Annotated in this window: 24 protein-coding genes; 11 read left to right on the top strand and 13 right to left on the bottom strand. The window is 45.0% G+C overall.

The window, feature by feature from the left end; translation table 11 throughout:
- Positions 1-4: 4 nt before the first annotated feature.
- Positions 5-1,237 carry an Hpt domain-containing protein gene (locus tag VIC_RS23800; RefSeq protein WP_006962960.1) on the top strand — a complete coding sequence of 411 codons (1,233 nt, stop codon included), beginning with the start codon at positions 5-7 and terminating at the stop codon, positions 1,235-1,237.
- Between the two features lie 58 nt (positions 1,238-1,295).
- Here the strand turns inward: VIC_RS23800 and VIC_RS23795 are convergent, their stop codons facing one another.
- The gene (locus VIC_RS23795) at positions 1,296-1,898 is read right to left on the bottom strand and encodes a class I SAM-dependent methyltransferase (RefSeq protein WP_039952569.1); all 603 of its coding nucleotides are present in this window, start codon (positions 1,896-1,898) and stop codon (positions 1,296-1,298) included.
- A 217-nt stretch (positions 1,899-2,115) separates the two neighbouring features.
- Here VIC_RS23795 and VIC_RS23790 point away from each other — a divergent pair, with 217 nt between their 5' ends.
- Complete coding sequence (locus tag VIC_RS23790; RefSeq protein ID WP_006962957.1) at positions 2,116-2,544, top strand: VOC family protein; 429 nt, start codon at positions 2,116-2,118, stop codon at positions 2,542-2,544.
- A 47-nt stretch (positions 2,545-2,591) separates the two neighbouring features.
- On the opposite strand, the gene nhaC is transcribed toward VIC_RS23790, so the two are convergent.
- The gene (gene nhaC / locus VIC_RS23785; protein ID WP_006962956.1) at positions 2,592-4,025 is read right to left on the bottom strand and encodes a Na+/H+ antiporter NhaC; all 1,434 of its coding nucleotides are present in this window, start codon (positions 4,023-4,025) and stop codon (positions 2,592-2,594) included.
- A gap of 448 nt (positions 4,026-4,473) precedes the next feature.
- Between nhaC and asd the strand changes: the two genes are divergently transcribed.
- Positions 4,474-5,589 (top strand): aspartate-semialdehyde dehydrogenase, encoded by a 1,116-nt coding sequence (gene asd / locus VIC_RS23780; RefSeq protein WP_039952568.1) that lies wholly within the window; start codon positions 4,474-4,476, stop codon positions 5,587-5,589.
- Positions 5,590-5,691: 102 nt separating this feature from the next.
- Here asd and VIC_RS23775 read toward each other — a convergent pair whose 3' ends face one another.
- Complete coding sequence (locus tag VIC_RS23775) at positions 5,692-6,534, bottom strand: ion transporter (protein WP_006962954.1); 843 nt, start codon at positions 6,532-6,534, stop codon at positions 5,692-5,694.
- A gap of 51 nt (positions 6,535-6,585) precedes the next feature.
- Entirely contained in the window at positions 6,586-7,224 is a 639-nt protein-coding gene (locus VIC_RS23770) for a YchE family NAAT transporter (protein WP_006962953.1), read from the bottom strand.
- Positions 7,225-7,861: 637 nt separating this feature from the next.
- On the opposite strand from VIC_RS23770, the gene adhE reads away from it, so the two are divergent.
- Positions 7,862-10,564 (top strand): bifunctional acetaldehyde-CoA/alcohol dehydrogenase, encoded by a 2,703-nt coding sequence (gene adhE / locus VIC_RS23765; protein WP_006962952.1) that lies wholly within the window; start codon positions 7,862-7,864, stop codon positions 10,562-10,564.
- 204 nt (positions 10,565-10,768) lie between these two features.
- Here the strand turns inward: adhE and minE are convergent, their stop codons facing one another.
- Genes minE through minC form a run of 3 tightly spaced genes read right to left on the bottom strand, consistent with a single transcriptional unit; the run spans position 10,769 to position 12,528 of the window.
- On the bottom strand, positions 10,769-11,032 hold the full coding sequence (gene minE, locus VIC_RS23760; RefSeq protein ID WP_006962951.1) for a cell division topological specificity factor MinE: 264 nt from the start codon (positions 11,030-11,032) through the stop codon (positions 10,769-10,771).
- Positions 11,033-11,845 carry a septum site-determining protein MinD gene (minD, locus tag VIC_RS23755; protein WP_006962950.1) on the bottom strand — a complete coding sequence of 271 codons (813 nt, stop codon included), beginning with the start codon at positions 11,843-11,845 and terminating at the stop codon, positions 11,033-11,035.
- Between the two features lie 20 nt (positions 11,846-11,865).
- Entirely contained in the window at positions 11,866-12,528 is a 663-nt protein-coding gene (gene minC / locus VIC_RS23750) for a septum site-determining protein MinC (RefSeq protein ID WP_006962949.1), read from the bottom strand.
- 162 nt (positions 12,529-12,690) lie between these two features.
- Here minC and VIC_RS23745 point away from each other — a divergent pair, with 162 nt between their 5' ends.
- The 4 genes from VIC_RS23745 (at position 12,691) to VIC_RS23730 (ending at position 16,425) form a co-directional block, all read left to right on the top strand.
- The gene (locus VIC_RS23745; RefSeq protein WP_006962948.1) at positions 12,691-12,972 is read left to right on the top strand and encodes a YcgL domain-containing protein; all 282 of its coding nucleotides are present in this window, start codon (positions 12,691-12,693) and stop codon (positions 12,970-12,972) included.
- Between the two features lie 61 nt (positions 12,973-13,033).
- A complete protein-coding gene (locus tag VIC_RS23740; RefSeq protein WP_006962947.1) occupies positions 13,034-14,005 on the top strand; it encodes a lytic murein transglycosylase in 972 nt (323 codons plus the stop codon).
- A 50-nt stretch (positions 14,006-14,055) separates the two neighbouring features.
- Entirely contained in the window at positions 14,056-15,003 is a 948-nt protein-coding gene (locus VIC_RS23735; protein WP_006962946.1) for a LysR family transcriptional regulator, read from the top strand.
- Positions 15,004-15,225: 222 nt separating this feature from the next.
- A complete protein-coding gene (locus tag VIC_RS23730) occupies positions 15,226-16,425 on the top strand; it encodes a NupC/NupG family nucleoside CNT transporter (RefSeq protein WP_006962945.1) in 1,200 nt (399 codons plus the stop codon).
- 34 nt (positions 16,426-16,459) lie between these two features.
- Here VIC_RS23730 and VIC_RS26470 read toward each other — a convergent pair whose 3' ends face one another.
- Positions 16,460-16,708 carry a YkgJ family cysteine cluster protein gene (locus VIC_RS26470; RefSeq protein WP_006962944.1) on the bottom strand — a complete coding sequence of 83 codons (249 nt, stop codon included), beginning with the start codon at positions 16,706-16,708 and terminating at the stop codon, positions 16,460-16,462.
- A gap of 262 nt (positions 16,709-16,970) precedes the next feature.
- Here VIC_RS26470 and VIC_RS23725 point away from each other — a divergent pair, with 262 nt between their 5' ends.
- The 3 genes from VIC_RS23725 to VIC_RS23715 all read left to right on the top strand — a co-directional run bounded on the left by VIC_RS23725 (position 16,971) and on the right by VIC_RS23715 (position 19,789).
- Entirely contained in the window at positions 16,971-17,378 is a 408-nt protein-coding gene (locus VIC_RS23725) for a DUF2850 domain-containing protein (protein ID WP_006962943.1), read from the top strand.
- Between the two features lie 148 nt (positions 17,379-17,526).
- Positions 17,527-17,970 carry a YcgN family cysteine cluster protein gene (locus VIC_RS23720; protein ID WP_006962942.1) on the top strand — a complete coding sequence of 148 codons (444 nt, stop codon included), beginning with the start codon at positions 17,527-17,529 and terminating at the stop codon, positions 17,968-17,970.
- Positions 17,971-18,127: 157 nt separating this feature from the next.
- Positions 18,128-19,789, top strand: coding sequence for a mechanosensitive ion channel family protein (locus VIC_RS23715; protein WP_006962941.1), 1,662 nt, complete (start codon positions 18,128-18,130; stop codon positions 19,787-19,789).
- Positions 19,790-19,824: 35 nt separating this feature from the next.
- Here the strand turns inward: VIC_RS23715 and VIC_RS23710 are convergent, their stop codons facing one another.
- The 5 genes from VIC_RS23710 to VIC_RS23690 form a co-directional block, all read right to left on the bottom strand.
- A complete protein-coding gene (locus tag VIC_RS23710; RefSeq protein ID WP_039952567.1) occupies positions 19,825-20,109 on the bottom strand; it encodes a putative quinol monooxygenase in 285 nt (94 codons plus the stop codon).
- A 37-nt stretch (positions 20,110-20,146) separates the two neighbouring features.
- Positions 20,147-20,542 (bottom strand): VOC family protein, encoded by a 396-nt coding sequence (locus tag VIC_RS23705; RefSeq protein ID WP_006962939.1) that lies wholly within the window; start codon positions 20,540-20,542, stop codon positions 20,147-20,149.
- A gap of 84 nt (positions 20,543-20,626) precedes the next feature.
- A complete protein-coding gene (locus VIC_RS23700) occupies positions 20,627-20,932 on the bottom strand; it encodes a ribbon-helix-helix domain-containing protein (protein ID WP_006962938.1) in 306 nt (101 codons plus the stop codon).
- Positions 20,933-21,058: 126 nt separating this feature from the next.
- Positions 21,059-22,636, bottom strand: coding sequence for an alkaline phosphatase (locus tag VIC_RS23695; protein WP_006962937.1), 1,578 nt, complete (start codon positions 22,634-22,636; stop codon positions 21,059-21,061).
- Positions 22,637-23,050: 414 nt separating this feature from the next.
- Complete coding sequence (locus VIC_RS23690; RefSeq protein ID WP_006962936.1) at positions 23,051-23,407, bottom strand: hypothetical protein; 357 nt, start codon at positions 23,405-23,407, stop codon at positions 23,051-23,053.
- Positions 23,408-23,537: the final 130 nt, after the last annotated feature.

Here is a 23,537-nt window from a genome sequence, read left to right as displayed (position 1 = left end):
TGACATGGAACGCAAAGCGCTCAAGCTGAGTTGGCTGATTATTGTTGTCTGGGTGATAGGGACAACAGTGCTGTCTCTAAGCTATCGCTCAAACGTAATGACAATGAGCCAAGTCGGAGAATTGAGTAATAGCATAGATGAACTCAAGTATTCCTTGTTTCAAGAGCCTGCCTACAGAGCGGAATTGACCGATGGCCAGTCTCTCAACTTACAGCTTATCTACGCTCTTCGCCTCCAAATTGAAGCGACTTATGAGCAGAGCTGGCTGACACCAGACATTAACCAACTGCTTTATACCACCGATCGATTTATAGAGCAGACCAAAGTCTTCCTTGATAATGAACTTGCTTTAATTTCGTTGGTGGACCAAGTTCGGTTTATTCGCGCAAAATACCAAGACAACAATGAGCTGATGTCACACTCTTACCATTTGAGTGCGAATGTTTTAGAGGCTTTGTTCAGCTCCAACAGATCCAATCCTCAGGTTTTCCGCGAGCTTGATCAGCTTTACGTAGCATCTGAATCTCTTCCAGCGCTGCAAAAGCAAGATCTTCAACAATTGCTGTCACAAACTTCAGCTGTATTGGGTAGCTATGCGCAAGGAAGTTATGTCATCGAGAAAATGATGACACATTCCATTCACACCCAGATCAATGTAGTCGAATCGCAATATCAGTCACAGCAGCGTAATCTCGTCATTGGCGGTGTCATTTTTAGCGGAATTTGTTTGATAGCGATGATGCTCATTACTTATCGATTTACAGGAGTCCAACGTATGGTTGAGCGTTCAGAAAAAGTTGCAGATAACTCTCAGAAAGAGGTTCAATCTATAGTTGAAACAGCTAAAGAATCAGCACCCATGGTTACTGCAGCTGCTGCGTTGGACGATGGTCCAGAGATTGATTTAGACGGCATGCTTGATTCATTGGGAAATGACTACGAATCGGTGTGTATGTTGCTACAGGTATTTGTCGATGACCATACTGGAGACGCTGAACGAATCACTCAGTTGCTCAATGACTCCCCTGAAGAAGCGTTGCGTAAAGCCCATAGTCTAAAGGGGGTTGGTGGTAATTTAGGCGCACTAAAACTTCGTGAATCAGCAGGTAAGGTTGAGCAGGCAATTAAAGATGACATTGGTTCTGTGTCAGGTTTGTTGGATGAGCTCAAAGCTCGTTTGGATAAGGCGATTCTTGAAGCACAAACGTTTCTTAACGAACAAGATGCTAATGGTTGATTCAACTAATTAGTTGAAATCGAGATATAAATACAGCAGAGAGCAAAGGCTCTCTGTTTTATTTTCTAAGTACCAAAGTAAAGTCAGCGTCAGAGTAATCGTCAATTAAAGTGACATTAGGTGTTACTGTTTGGCAAAACTGCAATACCTCAAGCTTGTTATAGGCTTGCAATACCTGTTGGTCAGGAAATGCCTCAATGTTAAGAAGATTAAAGATAGTTGCCTCTTTGCATGCAGAGAACATACGCATAATCATCTCGTTCAGGTAATCTGGGTTTTTCGTTTGGTAATTCAGTGATCCACTGGCGACGATGATGTCCATCTCCGGTAAGGTTGCTCGGCTGATGTCGGCGAATTTAAATCGGCATTGTGAGGACCCTATCCGCTTTCTAGCTTGGTGAAGGAAAGACCAATGTTGGTCGAAACCGAGATAAAACCCAGGGCGTTGGTTCTCTGAAAGGTAGTCATACAACTCTCCCAGCCCACAGCCGAGATCCAACACACGTTTGCCTTTGAACTTCATGTTTCGGGCGAAAGTCTCGAAGCGCACTTGTTGTTCTTCATGGCTGGACCAGCCTTGCACCTTATGATTTGTCCCATTCCAACGCCGAATTCTTTCTTTATGGAATAGGTAGATTTTCAAGCGATCGACAAGATGCATAATGCTCAGAAAATAAAGGATGATAGATTCAGGTTACCCGTTTTCACTGTTGGTGCAAGCGAGTATTTTCTCCGCCTGCATCTCATCAAATTAAATTTAAAAAAGTGCTTTACCTAAAGTTAACTTGAGGAATTAGAGTTAAATCAGTGAAGACAAGATTAGGCGGTAACGCGCTGATTCTTAAATTAACTATCTAATTACTCAAAAGGACTGAATTATGAAAGGCTATGTTGAGCACGCAAATATTGGTGTTGTTGATCCAAACAAAACGGTGAAATTGCTAACGACAGCTTTACCAGAATGGAGAATCCGTGGTGGAGGTGAATACGTTAATGGTCAGGGTGAGACGATTCAGTGGTGTCACGTCGGCGATGAAAACTCTTACATAGCACTTTCTTCAACAGGAAAAGGGGAGGCGCCGGATTGGCAAACACGATTCACTGGGGTTAAGCACGTTGGGATAGTGGTAACCGATCTAGATGCGATGGAAGCAAGGTTGGCTAAGCAAGGCTATTTTGTCGATCATCGAGGAGATGAACACCCTCATCGCAAGAACGCCTATTATATGGATGATCATAACTTGCAATTTGAGTTTATAGAGTACCTCTCAGAGCAACCAGAACAGAAGAACGATTATTCGTTATAGAGTTAATAAAAAAGCGCCGTTTTGGCGCTTTTCTTTTTGGTTATCTATCAAGCGGTTTGTTTGCTTAACTCTGGTGTATCTTCTGCACTCGCTGGAGCTGTGGGTTCGCACTTATCGACAAACCAACCCATGTACGAGGTAATAATCGTTACCAAAATACAAACAAAACTTAGCCACATAAATGGCGCGTATGAAAGTGTGGCGACACCTAAGATGCTTGCCATATAGATACCGTTGTCACTCCACGGAACCATGCCAGATGTTAGCGTACCGCCGAATTCGGCATTTCGTGACAGGTTCTTACGCTTGTAGCCAAGGCGATCGTAGTTTTTCGCGCAGATCTTCGGAGTGAGGATCAGGGAAACATACATCGCAGAGCCAAACACGTTGCCTAGGAAAGCAGTACCAATAGTGCTGGTTGCCAGTGAACCTGAACTCTGGACACGGCGCTCAAACAGTTTGGCGATGGTTTCCAATACGCCGACTTTGTCCAATAGACCACCAAAGCCCAGACCAAAGACGATCACAGCGACAGAACCTAACATAGAAGACATACCACCACGGTTGAGAATTGAGTCGATAAACCCAACGCCAGACTCGATATGGAATGGTGCCCACGCAGTATTAAATGCCTGAAGGAAGTCAACATCTTGAATCATCACCGCCCAGATAATCCCCAGTAGTGAACCAAAGCTGATCACTGGGAAAGACGGCATGCGCATCGCTAACAGGCCAAGTACGATCATGACAGGGACGAACGAGTATGGCGTGATGTAGAACTGACTTTCCATGGCATCGATGACTGACTGCACTTGTGTCATGTCAACATTACCGGCGTAGTGGAAGCCAAAAGCAGTAAACATGATACCAGTGATGATGTAACTGATCAGAGCAATCGGCAGCATACCTTTGATGTGCTCAACGACTTCAACGTTAGACATTGATGAGGCCAAAATTACGGAATCCGAAAGCGGAGACATTTTATCGCCAAAGTAACAACCTGACAGAACAGCACCTGCTGTGATTGGTGCGGGAACGCCTAGACCTTGGCCAATACCCATCATGGCAATACCAGCAGTACCAGCTGCACCCCACGATGTTCCGGTTGCAAGTGCGGTCAGGGAACAGATGATCATGGTCGCCAGAAGGAAGATAGACGGATGAATCGCTTTCAGGCCGTAGTAGATGATGGTTGGAACAATACCGCCTGAAATCCAAGTGCCGACCAAAGCGCCGACCGCTAGAAGAATTAAAACAGCACCTAGACCATTAGAAATGCCATTAAGCGCTGCTTTTTCTAAATCTTTATATTGGTGACCGAGACGAACACCAAGAATCATGATGACAAACCAGCCTATATAGAGTGCTAGCTGAATAGGCAAATCCAATTGGGCGGTGAAAGAGAAAGCCATTAGCAAAAACAAACCAAGCGCAGCGATAACTTGCAGCAGGCTTGGTAAACGGGGAGTGAGTTGCGTCATGCAGAGCCTCTTATATGTGTTATATGCCATATGCTCCTATGTGTATGGGGAAGGAACATATAGAGAGTGTTTACTCGTTTGGGTACTGGATGCACTTTACATTACTCGGAATAATATTTCGAACAAATACAACTCCGATGTGATTTAAATCTATTGATGTATTTGTTGCCAGTTAAAAATATTAAAAATGGTTAAATTTAATGGTTTGAAATGAGTTATTTTGTGAATGGTATGTGGCACGTAAATCTCTCTTATGTACACTAAATCGCATGTTTTGTTGTAACTTGTTGATGGTGAGCAAAGAAGCGACAAAAAGCCATTTGGTGGAGATATTTAAAAAAAGGATGCAAAAGTTACAGAAATAAGTGAATTTTTCCTTGAGATTTTGTTGGGAAAATTGAAATATTGAGGAATTCCTTTTTAAAATATCGTACACGGAGAGTTGAGAATGAGAGTAGGTTTAGTCGGTTGGCGTGGCATGGTAGGTTCAGTGCTTATGCAGCGCATGGTTGAAGAAAAAGATTTCGACCTTATTGAGCCGGTATTTTACAGCACTTCTCAGGTAGGTACCCCTGCTCCAAATCTTGGTAAAGAAGCAGGTCTCCTACAGGATGCATTTGACATCGAAAGTTTAAAACAGCTTGATGCGGTTGTTACCTGTCAAGGTGGTAGCTATACAGAGAAAGTCTACCCTGCACTTCGTCAGGCGGGATGGAAAGGGTACTGGATTGATGCGGCATCAACGCTGCGCATGGCTCAAGACTCAATCATCACTCTTGATCCGGTGAACATGGCTCAGATTCAGCAAGGCATCCATGGTGGCACCAATACGTTTGTTGGTGGTAACTGTACAGTGAGCTTGATGCTTATGGGCTTGGGCGGTCTGTTTGAAAAAGGCTTGGTTGAATGGACCAGTGCGATGACTTACCAAGCCGCATCTGGTGCGGGTGCGCAGAATATGCGTGAGCTGATTTCTCAAATGGGCGTTATCAACGACTCAGTAAGCTCAGAATTAGCAAACCCATCAAGCTCCATTCTTGATATCGATAAAAAAGTGGCTGACACCATGCGCAGCGGCTCATTCCCAACGGACAAGTTTGGTGTGCCACTGGCGGGCTCTTTGATTCCATGGATCGATGTGAAGCGTGATAATGGTCAGAGTAAAGAAGAATGGAAAGCGGGCGTTGAAGCGAACAAGATTCTCGGCTTCCAAGATGCGCCAGTACCAATTGATGGCACTTGTGTGCGTATCGGCGCAATGCGTTGTCACTCTCAAGCGCTGACCATCAAGCTTAAGCAAAATGTACCAATGGATGAGATCGAAGAGATGATCGCTACCCATAATGATTGGGTTAAAGTGATTCCTAATGATCGCGACATCACTGCAGAAGAGCTAACACCAGCGAAAGTGACTGGTACGCTGTCGATTCCAGTCGGCCGACTACGTAAGATGGCAATGGGTGATGACTTCCTTAATGCCTTTACTGTAGGTGACCAACTACTGTGGGGTGCGGCAGAGCCACTGCGTCGCACACTACGCATCATCCTTGCTGAAAAAGCATAGTTTTCAAAGCGAAGAACCATCTCATTCTTGAGGTGCAAGCTTTGTATAAAGGAAGGGTTGACGTATAACGTCAACCCTTTCGTTTTTCCTGTTGTCTATTTTCTAGTCTTCTTCGACAACTATCCTTTGGTCAGGGTCGGCCAACTCACTTCCACAATGTTTGCAATGCATGGCATCTGACTCATGTCCTGACTTAGAGCAGTTTGGGCATTTGACCAAAGACTTGTGGGTGCGCATTTCTTGATTGAGCTCGGCGGTGATGATCCCTGTCGGTACGGCCAATATAGAGTAACCAAGTAACATAGTGATGGATGCAACGGCTTTGCCCAAATTGGTTTGAGGAACAAGGTCACCATATCCGACAGTTGTGATGGTGACGATTGCCCAGTAGATACTTTTAGGGATGCTAGTAAAGCCGTTTTTCGGCCCTTCAATGACAAAGATCAGCGCACCAAAGATGGTAACAAGGATGGCGACCGTACTGAAAAAGATGAAGATCTTTCTTCTCGCCATGAGCAATGAGCGCAACAAAATATTGGAGTCTTGCAGGTAACGCACCAACTTAAGTACGCGGAATATTCGCATTACGCGTAGCAACCTGATGACACCCATGAATGACGCAGACGGAAAGAAAAACGCTAGGTATGTTGGCAGAATAGCCAACAGATCGACGACGCCGTAGAAGCTTTTTGCGTAAGCCACGGGTTTTGGAGAGCAATAAAGGCGCAGCAGGTACTCGATAGTGAAGAGAGCGGTGAATGTGTATTCCAAGTAACGCAGCTCTGTTCGCCATTGGGATGCGACCGCTGGAATTGATTCCAGAACCAGTACCAGTAACGATGAAAGAATCGCAATAATTAATGCGATATCAAAGGCACGCCCAGCCTTGGTATGCGTGCCAAAAATAATGATATAGAGATGGTGTTTCAGGGATTTGCGTGGCATGACGGTACTACCTTTTAATCGATAGCGCTAATCATACCTGCAACACTCTTGTCAGGCTAATCCAGGGAATAAGTTACGTAAGCCATTGGCGATAAATTCAATGCCAAGTGCTCCGAGAATCAAGCCCATGATCCTTGTGATAACGTTAATTCCTGTCTGACCAAGAAAACGTACAATCAATGGCGCAGAACGGAACAGGAACCAAGAGCAAAGGCAGAATAAGCTGACGGTAATAATGATGCCGACAGTATCCAGCATGGTCGGGTAACGTGCACCATAAACGATAGTAGAACTGATAGCACCGGGACCGGCCATCAGTGGCATAGCCAGAGGAACCACGCCAATTTGCTCGCGGCTGACATACTCGGACTTCTCCTGTTTGTTCTGCTTATCTTCACCTAACTTACCGCTCATCATTGAGAAGGCGATACTAAGTAGAAGTAAGCCACCAGCGACACGGAATGAATCCAACGAAATACTGAACATATCGAGCAGCATCTGACCTGCCAGTAGAGATACGATTAGAATCACGGCGACGGCGAGATTCGCAGTTGCTGCGGTCTTATGTTTTTCTTCCAGCGTCATATGGCCTGTTAGAGAAACAAACACAGGCATAATTCCGACAGGGTTAACGGCTGCGACTAAGCCCAGAAAGAACTGTAAAAAAATTGCGATTTCGAACGTTTGCATTGCGTGTGCCTACACAAAGTAAAGACCAGAACAGGATCACCAGAGTGATAGGCGGAATATAGTCGAAAATTTGCTGAGTCACGAATGAAAAAATCTAAAGCTAATCTGAATTCATTACTGAGAAAATCTAATTCCTGACAGAAACGTAAACACTAATGACATACTTTGTTACGTACAATATGTGTGCAGTTTCCTTCGATTTACACAAACGTTAACATTTGCACATTTTTGATAAAAAAAAGGAGGGACTATAGTGCCTCATTTACGATTGGATATAAGCTTAGTAGCACAACATTAGTGGACCACATGTAAGTTGATGGTCAAGAAATGAAACTTTTTTACAGTTTGTGTGCGATTCGATATCTGAGATACGTAATAGCTGTAAATTTATCTCGTGTTTGGATTTCTTTTTATTTTTTAAAATTCAACTAGTTAGATTTTATTTTTGATGTGGGATACCACTTAGTAGGTAAATAATATTTCAGAACTGATCTGGGTCAATTTTTTTCACAACCTGAAATAATATAATCAGCTCTGAAAGCAATTTACTAAGAAACACTGTTGAATCAACTAACAACGAGCACACAGTTTACTTACTAAAAAGTTTTTAATATTTGTTAATTTTAGGAGATTCCCTATGCCTGTAACTAATATGGCTGAACTAGATGCAATGATTGCACGCGTTAAAAAAGCGCAAGAAGAGTTCGCGACATACTCTCAGGAGCAAGTCGACAAGATCTTCCGCGCAGCGTCTCTTGCAGCTAACCAAGCACGTATCCCGCTAGCTCAACAAGCGGTTGAAGAATCTGGTATGGGTATTGTTGAAGATAAGGTAATCAAGAACCATTTTGCCTCTGAGTTTATCTACAATAAATACAAAGACGAACAGACTTGTGGCATCCTAGAAGAGGATGACAACCTAGGTACTATGACTATCGCTGAGCCTGTAGGTATCATCTGCGGTATCGTACCAACAACTAACCCAACTTCTACTGCAATCTTCAAATCTCTAATTTCTTTGAAGACTCGTAACGGTATCATCTTCTCGCCACACCCACGTGCGAAGAACTCTACTAACGACGCAGCAAAACTTGTCCTAGATGCAGCAGTTGCAGCGGGTGCTCCAAAAGACATCATCGGCTGGATTGATCAGCCATCTGTAGAGCTTTCTAACGCTCTAATGAAGCACGATGATATCGCTCTTATTCTTGCAACTGGTGGACCAGGCATGGTTAAAGCAGCTTACTCTTCTGGTAAGCCAGCAATCGGTGTAGGTGCAGGTAACGTTCCTGTAGTTATCGATGAAACCGCTGACATCAAACGTGCTGTCGCTTCTATCCTAATGTCTAAAACTTTCGATAACGGTGTTGTATGTGCTTCTGAGCAAGCTGCAATCGTTGTTGATTCTGTATACGACGAAGTAAAAGAACGTTTTGCTTCTCACAAAGCTTACGTTTTGACTAAAGCTGAAGCAGAGAAAGTTCGCAAAGTTCTGCTCATCGATGGTGCACTAAACGCAAAAATCGTTGGTCAACCAGCTCCAGCAATTGCTGAAATGGCAGGTGTTAGCGTTCCAGCAGACACTAAAGTGCTGGTAGGTGAAGGCCTAGGCAAAGTGTCTTACGATGACGCATTTGCTCACGAGAAACTGTCTCCAACTTTAGGTCTATTCCGCGCAGATGACTTTGAAGATGCCGTGGCACAGGCTGTGACTATGGTTGAGATTGGCGGTATCGGCCACACATCTGGCCTATACACTAACCAAGATGTTAATGCAGACCGCATCCGTTACTTCGGTGACAAGATGAAGACCGCTCGTATCTTAATCAACATCCCGACAACTCACGGTGGTATCGGTGACCTGTACAACTTCAACGTTGCACCTTCTCTAACTCTAGGTTGTGGTTCATGGGGTGGTAACTCAATCTCAGAGAACGTAGGTCCTAAGCACCTAATCAACAAGAAAACTGTAGCGAAGCGAGCTGAAAACATGTTGTGGCACAAACTACCTAAGTCTATCTACTTCCGTCGTGGTAGCCTTCCAATCGCACTGAGCGATCTAGAAGGTAAGAAACGCGCATTCCTAGTTACTGACCGTTTCCTATTCAACAACGGTTACGCTGATGACGTAGTTAGCCTGCTTAAAGCTCAAGGCATGGAAGTTCAAACGTTCTTCGACGTAGAAGCGGATCCAACTCTATCTGTAGTAGAGAAAGGTGCTGAAGCGATGAAGAGCTTCCAGCCAGACACTATCATCGCGCTAGGTGGTGGTTCTCCGATGGATGCAGCGAAAATCATGTGGGTAATGTACGAGCACCCAGATACGCACTTCGAAGAACTAGCAATGCGCTTTATGGACATCCGTAAACGTATCTACAAGTTCCCTAAAATGGGTCAAAAAGCTGAGCTTGTTTGTATTACTACAACTTCAGGTACGGGTTCAGAAGTTACTCCATTCGCGGTGGTTACTGACGACAAGACTGGTGCTAAGTACCCACTAGCTGACTACGAAATTACGCCAAACATGGCTATCGTAGATGCAAACCTTGTTATGAACATGCCTAAGTCTCTAACAGCATTCGGCGGTTACGATGCAGTAACTCACGCTCTAGAAGCTTATGTATCAGTCCTAGCAAATGAATACTCTGACGGTCAGGCTCTACAAGCACTTAAGATGCTAAAAGAGTACCTACCATCAAGCTACGCAAATGGTGCAGCTGACCCAATTGCTCGTGAGAAAGTGCACAATGCGGCGACCATCGCAGGTATCGCATTTGCGAACGCATTCCTAGGTGTATGTCACTCTATGGCGCACAAGATTGGTGCTGAGTTCCACCTACCACACGGTCTGGCGAACGCACTACTAATCTCTAACGTAGTACGTTACAACGCGAACGATAACCCAACTAAGCAGACTGCATTCTCTCAGTACGACCGTCCACAAGCACGTCGTCGTTATGCTGAAGTAGCTGACCACCTAGGCCTTAGCCAAGAAGGTGACCGTACTGCTCAGAAGATTGAACGTCTACTAGCATGGCTTGATGAGCTAAAAGGTAACCTAGACATCCCAATGTCTATCCAAGCTGCTGGCGTTTCTGAAGCGGACTTCGTTGCTAAACTTGATGAGCTAGCGGTAGAAGCGTTCGATGACCAGTGTACAGGTGCTAACCCTCGTTACCCTCTGATCACTGAGCTGAAAGAAGTTCTACTAGCGTCTTACTACGGTAAAGCGTTCGTTGAAGGTGATACTTTCGAAGGTACGACTGTTATCAAAAAGAAAGCAGACCAGGTAGCCGCAAAAGCAGCGCCAAAATCAAAAAAAGCAAAAGCTAACGCATAAGTAGGAGCGTTAGTGTTGAGATAGGTTTTCGCTAGCACGAAACCTAACTATCGGGAAAAGGTTTAGCCCCAATCGAAAGGTTGGGGCTTTTTTTCGTTATAAGAATTGCTGAAAGGTGCTGATAGAAGTTACGCGCGGTAAAACTTGCAGCCATTAAAAAAGCCAATGCTCTCGCATTGGCTTTTAAATTCTATTTCACTGGTTTTACTTCTCGTCTTCCGGAAGTTTTACATTCAGCTCCAGTACAGAAATATCGTCATCTTTGTGTTCAAAAGAGAGATCAACCATAGAAGGATCCACAGCGACGTATTTACCAATTACCTTCAGAATGTCCTCTTTGAGCTGTGGCAGGTACGAAGGTGACGGGTCACCCTGACTACGACGTTCTGCAACGATGATTTGCAGACGCTCTTTGGCTAAATTGGCAGACGTTTTCTTCTGCGGGCGGAAAAATTCAAGTAATGACATTTAGCCTCCGAATAGTCGTTTGAAGATCCCTTTCTTCTGCTCGGTTAGGAAGCGGAAATCCACTTGTGATCCTAATAAGCGCTCGACAGTGTCGTCGTAAGCCATACCCGCGTCTGTCTCGTTATCGAAGATCACTGGTACACCTTTGTTTGAAGCATTCAGAACCGCCTGACTTTCAGGGATCACGCCAAGCAGTGAGATATGCAGAATCTCTTCGACATCTTCTACGCTCAGCATTTCACCTTGTGTAACGCGTGCTGGATTGTAACGGGTTAGCAGCAGGTGCTGTCTAACTGGCTCTAGTCCTTCTTCAGCACGGCGAGACTTCGAGTCCAAAATGCCCAAGATACGGTCTGAGTCACGAACCGAAGAAACTTCAGGGTTCGTTGTTACAATAGCTTCATCTGCAAAGTATAGCGCCATCAGTGCGCCTTGCTCGATACCTGCCGGAGAGTCACAGATGATGAAATCAAAGCCCATTTCATCCAGTTCATCAAATACACGGCGAACCCCATCGCGAGTCAGTGCATCTTTATCACGCGTCTGAGAGGCAGGTAGAATGAAGAGGTTGTCTGTACGTTTGTCTTTGATCAATGCCTGATTAAGCGTGGCTTCACCATTGATTACGTTCACGAAATCGTAAACTACGCGGCGTTCACAGCCCATGATCAAATCTAGGTTGCGTAGACCGATATCAAAATCGATCACTGCGGTTTTCTTTCCTTTAAGTGCCAGGCCTGAAGCAATAGCGGCACTTGACGTGGTTTTACCTACACCACCTTTACCTGACGTGACAACAATAATGCGTGCCATTATGTGTTCCTTATTAATCTTTAAACGGTTAACAACTCGAACTTGAGCGAGTCATTGTCCAAACTGAACATAACTTTCTTCTGCCAGTATTCATCAGCAAACTGTTCTGTGAGCCAATAGTGACCGGCAATTGACATTAATTCGGCATTAAGCTTATTGCAGATGATCACTGCGCCCGTGTTGCCACTGGCGCCAGCAATCGCACGACCACGGAGTGTTCCGTGAATGTGAATAGAACCATCTGCAATAACCTCGGCACCCTCACTGACGTGGCTTAACACTACCAGATCACAGTCCTTGGCGTAGATCTGCTGACCAGATCGTACCGGAGTGCGAATAATCTTGGTTGGTGCCATTTTTGCTGGAGCCTGAGAAGGGGATTTACTGGCTGACATAACAGCAAAACCAGCCTCTGAAGCCAGATTCTGAGTGCGTTTATCGCGACCGCCTGTCACACCAACTGGAATCATTCCAGCGTGTGAAATCCCTTGTTTTAGTCTCGCAAAGTCAATATCACCATCAACTTTTGAAATATTGATGACAACAGGGGCTTGAGCGAAGAAAGCCGGCGCTTGTTCGACTTTTTCACTGAGAAATTGGAGTGTGTTTTCAACATCGTTATTTGAAAGGTGTAAAACGGACAAAGTAAAACTACTACCTTTCAGGTCCGGTGAATTCGACATCTTTTTTTGGGAACCTCGTAAGGACGTTGCCTGAGACTAGGGTTGTCATGTTATATTCCCACAATAAGCACAGCAAGTTATCTTGCGCTCAATTGAGTGTTTTGCTCTCAAAAATAGCGAAACATTGACGTTCTCTGAATCTAAACAGACAAAAGGCTTCCCATGCTTTGTGCAATTTACAAAAGTTCTAAAAAAGAAGGCGCGTACCTATATATCCCGAAAAAGGATGATTTTTCACAAGTTCCTGACACATTGATGCAAATGTTTGGCAAACCTACCATGGTCATGATGGTGAATTTGGACGGGCGTGAGCTGGCTCAAGTCGACATTGAAAAAGTGAAGCAATCGATGAAAGATGAAGGCTTTTTCCTTCAGTTACCGCCACCGCCAAAGAACCTGTTGGACGAATACAAAGAACAAAAAGCGCGCCAGCAATCAGAATAATTTCTCTCATCTATAATAGGGAAGTTGTTGGCGAATCATAATGTTGCTCAAGGAGGGCAATGTGAAAAAATTATTGTCAGTCATACTAGGTGCGACGATTGCGAGCTCAGCTTGGGCTAATGAGCTGAGCTTTGAGCAATACGTTGAAGGATTAAAACAAGAGGCGCGACAAAAAGGCATCTCTGAGCAAACAATTTCTGCGGCTTTTGAGGACGTGACGTATAAACCACGGGCCGTGAAAGCCGATCGTAACCAACCAGAAAAAAAACTCACGCTGGATGAATACATTCCTCGTGCAGTGCCTGACTGGAAAGTAAAACAGGCCAAAGAGTTGTACGTGAAGCATAAAGAAGAGCTGCAGCGTATTGGTGAGGAATATGGCGTTCAACCTCGATTTATTGTCGCGCTTTGGGGCGTTGAGAGTAATTTTGGTAAATTCACTGGTAATTACAGTGTGATTGATGCGCTGTCGACCATGGCTTATGACGGTCGACGTGAAGCATTTTTCCGTAATGAAGCCATGGCAGCGTTAACGATTCTTGATGAAGGGCATATCAAGCCTGAGAACATGAAGGGCTCATGGGCAGGGGCGATGGGCCAGTGCCAGTTTATGCCGAGCTCTTTTCTTTCTTATGCCGCGGATGGCAGCGGTGATGGCAAAAAAGACATCTGGGATAACGAAGCCGATGTATTTGCTTCCGCAGCCAATTACTTGAGCCAGTCTGGCTGGACCGATTCCTATACTTGGGGGCGTCAGGTTAAGCTGCCACACGGTTTTGATACCAGCATTCAGGGTCGCAGTGAAGAGAAAGGGAAATACCTTCAGGAATGGAGCAAAATGGGGGTCACTCGCTATGACGGACGCCCACTGCCTCAATTGGATGAAGATATTAAAGCTTGGTTGATTGCCCCTGATGACGCCAATGGCCGCGTTTATCTGGTATACAACAACTATAATGTGTTGATGAAGTGGAATCGCTCTTATTATTTCGCTTTAGCCGTCAGCCATCTGGCCGATAGAATCGCACTTTAATTGTTTTGATTAGGAGCTCTTCGGAGCTCCTTTTAGTTTGTGGAGTCCTTGTGCTGTCTGATCGCGCGTCTCAAATGGTGGTGTTTGCCGCCTTACTTACTCATAAAAACTTTACTCAGGCCGCCAAGAGTCTGGGTGTCTCTGTTTCACATGTCAGTAAGCAACTGGCTCTGTTGGAAGAGTCGCTAGGGGTTAAGTTAGTCCAACGAACCACAAGGACTTTTACGCCGACTGAGGCAGGAGAACAGTTTTTCTATCATTGCCAGAAAGTGGTGCGAAGTGTTGAAGAAGCACATCTGGAAGTTGAAAGCCAAAAAGATGAAGTGGCGGGGTTGATTCGAATCGGCTTATCGCAGTCGTTTGGTACCTTACATATTCTTCCTGCGATTGATGAGTTACGGTTGCAACACCCAAACCTGCAAGTAGAGATGCATTTGTTTGACTACAAGGTCGACATGTTGCAAGAGGGGCTTGATCTCTGGATTACCAATAACGAGATGCTGCCGGAAGGATATGTCGCACAGCGGTTAGCGGACAGCCAGTTCGTAGTCGCGGCTTCGCCAGAGTATCTGATGAACTATGACACCCCTCATCACCCGAATGATTTGGTTGATCATAATTGTTTGATTTATCGAAGTTGGGAGCGCGATTATACCAGTTGGGCATTTTCCAATCGTGACGATCAAATAAATGTAAAGGTGTCTGGAAATTACTCGGTCGATCTGGCCGAAGCAGTTAGAGATGCGGCTGTCGCTGGATGGGGAGTCGCTTACCTTGCCACTTATCTGATTCGTGACGAGTTTAAACAAGGTCAGCTGATTCAGCTTTTACCTGAGTGGTTACCTAGTCAGAACATGCCATTTTATGCGGTTTACCCTAGCCGCCGTTACCTGCCGACTAAGACAACAGCAGTAATTGAGTTCATCAAGAAGAAAATTGGTTCACCTTGCTACTGGGACAAACGATTGTCTCCCTATATCCACCGATCTAAAGCCTGATTTTCGCCCTGAGATTATTTCTGTTTTTGGAAACATTTTTTCTTTATGGAAATAATAAGAAAAAGCAAACGTTTATCTTGATATAAAACAGCAGCTTAATGCGTTGATTAAAGTTTAAGTTGTGGAAAGTAAACCGGATTTTAACAACTTGGATTTGCATCTCATTTGTAACGGAATATTATCCGACGCCATTCTTAATGCCCCTTTTAGTCGGATATTTCCATGAACTCGATCCTCGGAATCATCGCCATTCTTGCACTGGCATGGCTACTTTCTACCAACAGAAAAAATATTAACCTGAAAACGGTATCTTTAGCATTTGCTCTGCAGATTACCTTTGCGCTGTTAGTCCTCTATGTACCGGCAGGTAAGGAAGTGCTGAACAATGTCACCGGAGCGGTGTCGAATCTGATCAACTATGGTCAGGAAGGGATTGCCTTTTTGTTTGGTGGGTTGGCAACCGGTGGCTTTACCTTTGCCATCAACGTGTTGGGTATTATCGTCTTCTTCTCTGCGTTAATCTCCGGTCTGTATCATATTGGGCTAATGCCGAAAGTGATCAATGTGATCGGCGGCGGATTACAAAAACTGCTGGGAATAGGCCGTGCAGAATCTCTGTCTGCGACGGCAAACATTTTCGTCGGTATGATTGAAGCGCCTCTAGTAGTAAAGCCTTATCTGCGCCAGATGACCGATTCACAGTTTTTTGCTGTGATGACAGGCGGTCTTGCATCTGTGGCTGGTGGTACACTGGTCGGATACGCGTCGCTGGGCGTGGACCTCAACTTCCTTATCGCGGCAGCATTTATGTCAGCCCCTGCAGGTTTGCTGATGGCAAAAATCTTGGTTCCTGAAACGGAAAAAATAGACGCTCAGGTTGAAATAGACAATGTCGATATGCCACGCGCGACCAATGTTGTTGAGGCGATGGCGGATGGTGCGATGTCCGGCTTACGAATTGCTGTAGCCGTTGGTGCCACCTTGCTAGCATTTATCAGTGTGATTGCCATGCTTAACGGCATGCTGGGCTGGATAGGTGGTCTGGTAGGTATGGAGCTAAGTTTTGAGCTCATCTTAGGCTACTTGTTTGCACCTGTTGCTTGGCTGCTGGGTGTGCCTTGGAGTGAAGCGATTACGGCAGGCTCTCTGATTGGCAACAAAGTGGTGGTTAATGAATTTGTTGCCTTCATTCAGCTAATGGAAGTGAAGTCTCAGCTAAGTGAGCATTCACAGGCGATTGTGACGTTCGCTTTGTGTGGTTTCGCGAATATTTCGACAATGGCAATGCTGATTGGTGGACTGGGTAGCTTGGTGCCTGAGCGTCGCAGCTTTATTTCCCAGTATGGGTTCCGTGCCATTGCAGCAGGGGTAATGGCCAACTTAATGAGTGCATCAATCGCTGGTGTGATACTCAGCCTCTAAAACGAAAAAGCCGCTTTATGATAAAGCGGCTTTTTTATGTCAGATTTTCAAGCTCAGTAATGTTGTCGATCGCTTGCTGGTTCGTACTACCACAGACGACAGGACAGGGTTTAAATTCGTGGCACACTTTCGGTCTTTCTGGTTTACCAAACAACTTACACAAATTATCTTCATTGAGCTGAATACATCTTGTCCCAGCCGGCTTACCTTTCGGCATACCCGGAATCGGGGAGGAAATACTTGGCGCGATACAACACGCTCCGCAGCCTAATCGGCATTCCATATTGACGGTCTCATCAAAAACAGGGGCGCGATAGTAGCAAAAAAGATTGCCTATAGCAGTATAAAGTTCATTCGACACATTACATTTTTACTTAATGTCATTCATGACTTGGTCGCCCATATAACTGTGGTGTGAGTAAAAGCAGCTCCGCTCTAATTTATATTTTTGTTAGTTTTATGCGTGTTCCACTAAACTTAAAGGTTAGGGGAAACGCTTTTTAGGCGTTTTGAAATGAAATATACAATCAGGAGTGTCGAGTCATATGAGCGATAAAAGCTTTTGGACAAAACATTCCAGCAAGGTCGCGACTGTCCTTGGCATAGCTGGCGCAGTTATGGTTGGTGTTGGCATCTATTTCGTTATTGATTACGAACACCAACAGGCTCGCCAGGAATTACTTGGTGTGTGGGAAGAGTCGAATGTGGCGACCTATGCCGCCAATACGCTGCATGTGGCGGAAGAAGGGATCTATTGGAACGAAGACTTAATCAGTACACACTTTGCGTTTGATGGTGAAACGTTAGAGTTTAATCTAGGCAGCAGTGAGCAACGTTATCACCTCGATCGATTAAGGGGGACCTTGGTGCATCTCAATGGCAATTACAAAGCAAAATACCTCAAACAATCACCAAAGACTTACGCGCTTGGTCATCGTGCCAGGGGCCGTTGAACTCGCTAACCTGTTGCTTATCTGAGAGAGTTTCAGAAAGCCTCTTAAATGCTGCCTTTGCTTCTCTGTTCCGTACAAAAATTGCCCTTGAACTTTGCGCGTCTAAACGGTATAAAACGCTCCCCTTGTCCGATACCGAAGTAATGTTATGAGCCAGCCATTTTGGGAAAGCAAATCACTAGAACAAATGACCGAGCAGGAGTGGGAAGCTCTCTGTGATGGTTGTGGTAAGTGCTGCCTGCATAAGCTCATGGATGAAGACACGGACGAAATCTACTACACCAACGTGGCGTGCAGTTGGTTAAATAGCAAAACCTGCTCGTGCAAAGACTACCCAAACCGATTCACATCAGGTGAAGAATGTACCAAGCTAACCCGCGACGATATTGATGACTTCACTTGGTTGCCGCACACCTGTGCTTACCGCTTATTAGCAGAAAATCAGCCGATTCCTGAATGGCACCCTCTGATTACAGGTTCTAAGTCTGCGATGCATGCGGCAGGAGAAAGTGTACGCAATAAAGTAGTGTATGAGATTGATGTGGTGGACTGGGAGGATCATATCCTTAACCATCCTGATCGAGCACAATAGATTCCATACAAGAACAGCCGCTAATTGCGGCTGTTTTTGTATTTGCCAATCGCTAACACGGCAAAGACTCGCCAATACGTTTTGTTGATATACACTGTTTAGTAATCATTGTTTAAACAAAAGCTTGCACAAGAAGAGTGCCGCTTTCGAGGTGTATATGAACCACAACTTTGGATTCACCAATCGATCTTTTATCTGTCTGTTCATTGTTATGTTGATGGCGTGGATGCTGAGCTTTCAGGCATTGGCGCAAACTCCTACAGTATCAAGGGCTGAAGCGGCGATCACCAAGATAAACGCTGACCTTAAAGAACTGACGGTGACACTTGAAAGTGCGATTGGTGATGAAAGAGACGCGCTGCAACTGAAACTGTTTCAAAAAAATGAGGAACTAAGATCGATTCTGGCCACTGCCATTGAACAAAATAAGCTGCCTAAAGAGGCGTTGATTGAGCAGGTCGCAACTCAGCAAGCTTATTCTCAAGGAGCATCCGAGTATCTTGAAGGTAAGATAAAGTCACTCAGCGAAAAACTCAATGAAGCGAAAGACGAACAGCGTCTGACGATGCTCAATGATTATCAGGAGCTACAACATTATCTTGATACAGTGGTTGAGTCGAGCTGGCAGAATATCCAGTGGCTCAAGCAACTGGGTGTCGATGAGACTCTAGAAGAAAAGCAATTTAAAAGTTTTATCACCAAGCGATTGCGTCTGGTCTCTGCGTCGGTGGAGTACTTTAGCCAGCAGATTGATGTGGTAGATAAGCAGCTTTCCATTAGCCCAGAGTCAGAAAAATCCAGCCTTCAACTCAGTCGCTTGGTGATTCAACAAAGGCTCAATATTGCTGGTGATAGCCTGAGCTCTCTAGTCTCCATTGCCGATCAATTATCAGTTAAGACCGCCGAATACAAACGTCTGATGTTTGAAGTTACAGGTAGCGTGACGCAGGATTTGTTGGACTGGCAGGTCGCACTTTCTGTTGTAACGCATTGGTCGGACAATTTCTGGAGTTGGATTGCCAACAATGCCCCGCAGCACTTGTTCCAGCTGTTCGTTTTTATTCTGATTCTACTGGTCACTAAGATTCTTGCTAAGTTGGCGAGGAAAGTTGTCAGTAAAACGGTGGTTTCAAAAAACCTCAAAATGTCACAGCTGATGCAAGACTTCTTTATCGCCATGTCAGGCAATGCGGTATGGATTATTGGTATTCTGATCGGGCTGTCTCAAATAGGGCTTAACCTTACTCCTGTATTAACGGGTTTTGGTATTGCAGGGGTAATTGTCGGCTTTGCGCTTCAGGATACGCTTTCCAACTTCGCAGCAGGTATGATGCTGCTCATCTATCGTCCGTTCGATGTCGGGGATTTTGTCTTTGCTGGTGGCGTTGATGGCAAGGTGAGTCACATGAGCTTAGTTAACACCACCATCAAGACATTCGACAACCAAATCATTATTGTACCGAATGGCAAAATCTGGGGTGATGTAATTAAGAATGTTACCCATGAACGAGTGCGTCGCGTTGATATGGTGTTTGGCATCGGTTATAGCGATGACATTCTTAAAGCGGAGAAAGTGCTAAAGGATATTGTCGACTCTCATCCGGCGGTATTACGCAATCCAGAACCTAATATTCGTGTGCATATACTGAATACGTCTTCGGTCGATTTCATCGTTCGTCCTTGGGTGAAAACCGATGATTACTGGGATGTGTACTGGTATGTCACACGTGAAGTGAAACTGAGATTTGATCAAGAAGGCATATCGATTCCTTTCCCTCAGCAAGATGTGCACTTACATATGGTAAAACAGGGTGATTAAATAAGAATAAGAGCGCCAATGGCGCTCTTTTGCGTTTATAACTGATCGTAAAAGGTGATAGTCGGTTCCTGCTCTAGCAAACCTTCCAAACTGTCTAAAAGGTAGAGAAAGTGCGCCTGTTGGCAATGTTCATCAAAAGCCTGCTTGTCAGTGAACTGCTCTTGAAACATAAATATTGCCGAGTTGCTGCTGTCCTTTAATAAGTCATAGCGTAAGCATCCTGGCTCATTTCGGGTAGGTTCTAGCATGGCGATTAATAAGGACTGCAGTACGCTTTCTTGGCCAGCTTTTGCGTGAAAAGTCGCGGTTAAATTTATCATTATGTTTACTCTGTAATTATTGATTTTTCGTTGTTGTTTATTGGTATCTTCCCTGACGTTGTAGGAATTCGATTTTGTATCCATCGGGATCGGTAATGAAAAAGAAAGTTGCGAGATCAGTACCTTGATGCTGCATGGTTTTCGTTTCAGAGGGAGCTAATCCTAGCGTGGCGAGTTTGTGATGTGTCTGATGAATGTCATCGACACAGACTGCAATATGCCCGTAGCCGTTTCCGTGACTATACGGTTCTTTCGTATCGTGATTGTGGGTCAACTCTAACTCAAAACCGGTTTCGCGATTGGCTAGGTAGGTAAGGGTAAAGCCGTCAAAAACGAATTGGTCTTTCATCTCAAGCTCAAGTGCTGTGCGATAAAACTCAATCGAAGCGGTAAGGTCTTGTACTCTCACCATAGTGTGAATTAGCTTTGCCATTATCTTCCCCTTGCTCTGTTGGTGAGAAGAATAAGGGGAAATGTTTAGCGTAAGGTAGTACCGGAGTACGACAGCGAAAAGATTTTAACTATTCACGATGAGCTGCTGTTTGACGGCTTCCATAACATCATCGGGTTGGCGAAGATAGATGAGGCACGCACAGCGAAGTAGGGAGGTGAAGTTTTTGATTTCCCCATTGTATTTCAATGCTTCAGCGTAAATCGCGCTGATAAAGCGGGGCAGTGTCATTGATTGTTGCTGCGCGATTTCCTCTAAGATCTGCCAGAAGCTTGCTTCGAGCTTAATGCTGGTCGCGTGGCCATCAATTCGGATCGAGCGGGCAATAATCTGATAGTTTTCTTGAGGTTGATTAGAAAAGATTTCACACATAATACGATGCTGAATAATGATAAACCGCTATTTCTAACCTGCCATTCAGTACGAGTCAACAGAAAACGATGTCACTAAAAAACGCCCCGAAAGGCGTTTTTATCTTGCTGAAGTCTCAAGGTTTGCTCATTTAACTTGCGTCTTGATGTATTCACCCAGCTCTGAGTGATGCATGATTTTAGACACAGGAATAATGGCCTCTGCTGGCCCCCAGGCAAACACGTTTACCGGTGTATGTGTGTGCGTACCCGTGCCCCAAACAATGTTTTGGCCAGTTGCCTGCTCACGTGCAAGCAGGTTACCGCGATCGTTATATGGGAAGAAGGCATCGAAGTCGTTAATTGCCGGAACTTCTTCAACAGACAAGTACTTATGCCCTGCCAAACGATATGGGTTAGGTTTGCTGGCAAGGACATTCGCAGCTTGACCTGAAGTGATTGGGAAATCGGTATTCTTGTTCACCATTTCAGCAAACTTAGCGGCAGTTTGCTGATTTTTATCCAGCTTTTGGAACTCACTCACGATGCCATAATAGCTCTTCTTCTGGTTGTATAGACCATCTAAGATCTGAAATGCACCAAAGTTAAAGTTAGGGGCGTAGCTACGCTCGGCAAAAGCTTCGCCATCACGTTGCTCAGGTTTTGGCAGATCCTGAGAGGAATAGCTGAAGCCAAAGGATCCCGTTTCATGGTCAGCAGTGACGATGACAATGGTATCTTCACGGCCTTGCGCCCATTGATAAACGGTATTGACGGCTTCATCAAATTTGATCATCTCATGCAGCATGGTGCCGGCATCATTACTGTGTCCAGCCCAGTCAATTTGGCCGCCTTCAACCATGAGGAAGAAGCCGTCTTCGTCCTTCGAAAGGATATCCAGCGCTTTATCTGTCATTTCTTTAAGGCTTGGTTGGGTGCGCTCTGGATCATTTTTACTCACGCTATAAGCAATGCCGTCGTTCATACCAGAGTAGGAGAACAGACCAAGCAGCTTATCGCCTTGCGCTTTTGCCATCATGTCACGGTTAAAGGCCAGTGAGTAACCGTCTTGCTGCGCTTCAGTGAGCAGGTTACGGTCATCTTTGCGCTTAGACTTAAGGTAAACATCGCCCTGGGTCAGCGTTTTCAGCTGGTTGTATGTCTCACCTTTGTCGTTGGTCGACTTTGGAATCCAGTGACGAAGACCGCCGGATAGCATGACATCTGCTCCCGTTTCCAACATGTCAGATGCAATGTCATTCTCTAGAGATCGGTGAGGTTGGTGCGCGGCAAATGAGGCTGGGGTAGCATGAGTGAGGCGAGTATCAGAAACCAACCCGGTTGCTTTGCCCATGCTTTTAGCTTTTTCTAAAACAGTCTGAACATGGTTACCTTGAGAGTCGATACCAATGACCTCGGAGCCTGTATAAATACCCGTTGAAAGCATGGTTGCCGAACATGCTGAGTCAACCACAATCGCATCTTCGGGGTGGGTCAGTGAGGAACCGATAACCCCTTCCTGAGCGAGTTTAAACAGTGCCGTCGGTTGACCTTGGTAAATGGAATTCGGGGCTTGATTGGCATAAGTTTCTAGCAGGCCAACCTGCTGTGGGCCCATCCCATCACCAATCATCAGGATAACGTTTTTAATTTCTGCAGAAAGTGCATTAAAAGAGAGCGCAGAAGTCGCGACTGCCGCGACAAGAGGTTTTGTTAAGTGCTTCATCGAATTGTCCTTATTTGTAAAAGCGTCCTGATTAAATCACTGTTACATTTCACATTTGTGTCATCAATGAATTAATTTATAAAATCGATTGCATGGTGATTTTTGTGTTGATTAACACGAAATAAAGTTCAATTAAGTGAGTCTTTTGATATTAAAAGTAGCGGTAACATCGAGAGGTGAGCAGCAGTGGTTTGTTAGGGGAGGTCGGGCAAGTAAAACTGGAAGAACTGTATTTTTCTTCGCAATAGAAAGATGGCGGGCTTAGCGCACAGTGAAAAAGCCGTTGTCAGTTGAGCGTAACCGAAATGAAATGTGCCACAAATTATGGAGCTACAGCTAGGCGCGGAGTGGTGACACTGTTTAACTTAGCGTCAATTAAGCTTGATGAAGAAAAAACAGATGGTCGGAATAACTCTATATCAGAGCTAGAAGTATTCCGCCCACTGTTGCCGCTGCGGAAAGATATTGCCCCGCAGAATAAGCACCATCATCTTCTTCTTTGATTTCGTCAGGTTTATCAATACCTAACGCACCATGTGTGAAGGACTCTACTTTATCGCCGACGGTTTTATCCGCCTTCTCTGCGGCTTTCGCTTCCTTATCAATTTCCTGCAAAGCGGCAAGCAACGCCTTTCCTTCATCAGAAAGCGTGACTTTATTTTGCTCCACTTTAAGCGGAGCCGGGCCATTATTTGGCTCACTTTGATTCGCTTGAGGCTTGACCTGCTGGGCTGGTGTCAGCTTAGCTGGCTCCATTCCTACTGGTGTCATAGCGATCTCCTTACATCATCCTCATGGAATATATCGACCAATGAGCGAAAAACTTGTGCAAAATATGTCGATTTTGTATGAAATAGAATCAAGCACAAAGCATGCCTGATTTATCCATTACATATCAAAA

This window comes from Vibrio coralliilyticus ATCC BAA-450 (genome assembly GCF_000176135.1).
Lineage (GTDB): Bacteria > Pseudomonadota > Gammaproteobacteria > Enterobacterales > Vibrionaceae > Vibrio > Vibrio coralliilyticus.
This window is presented reverse-complemented; position numbering and strand designations above follow the sequence as displayed.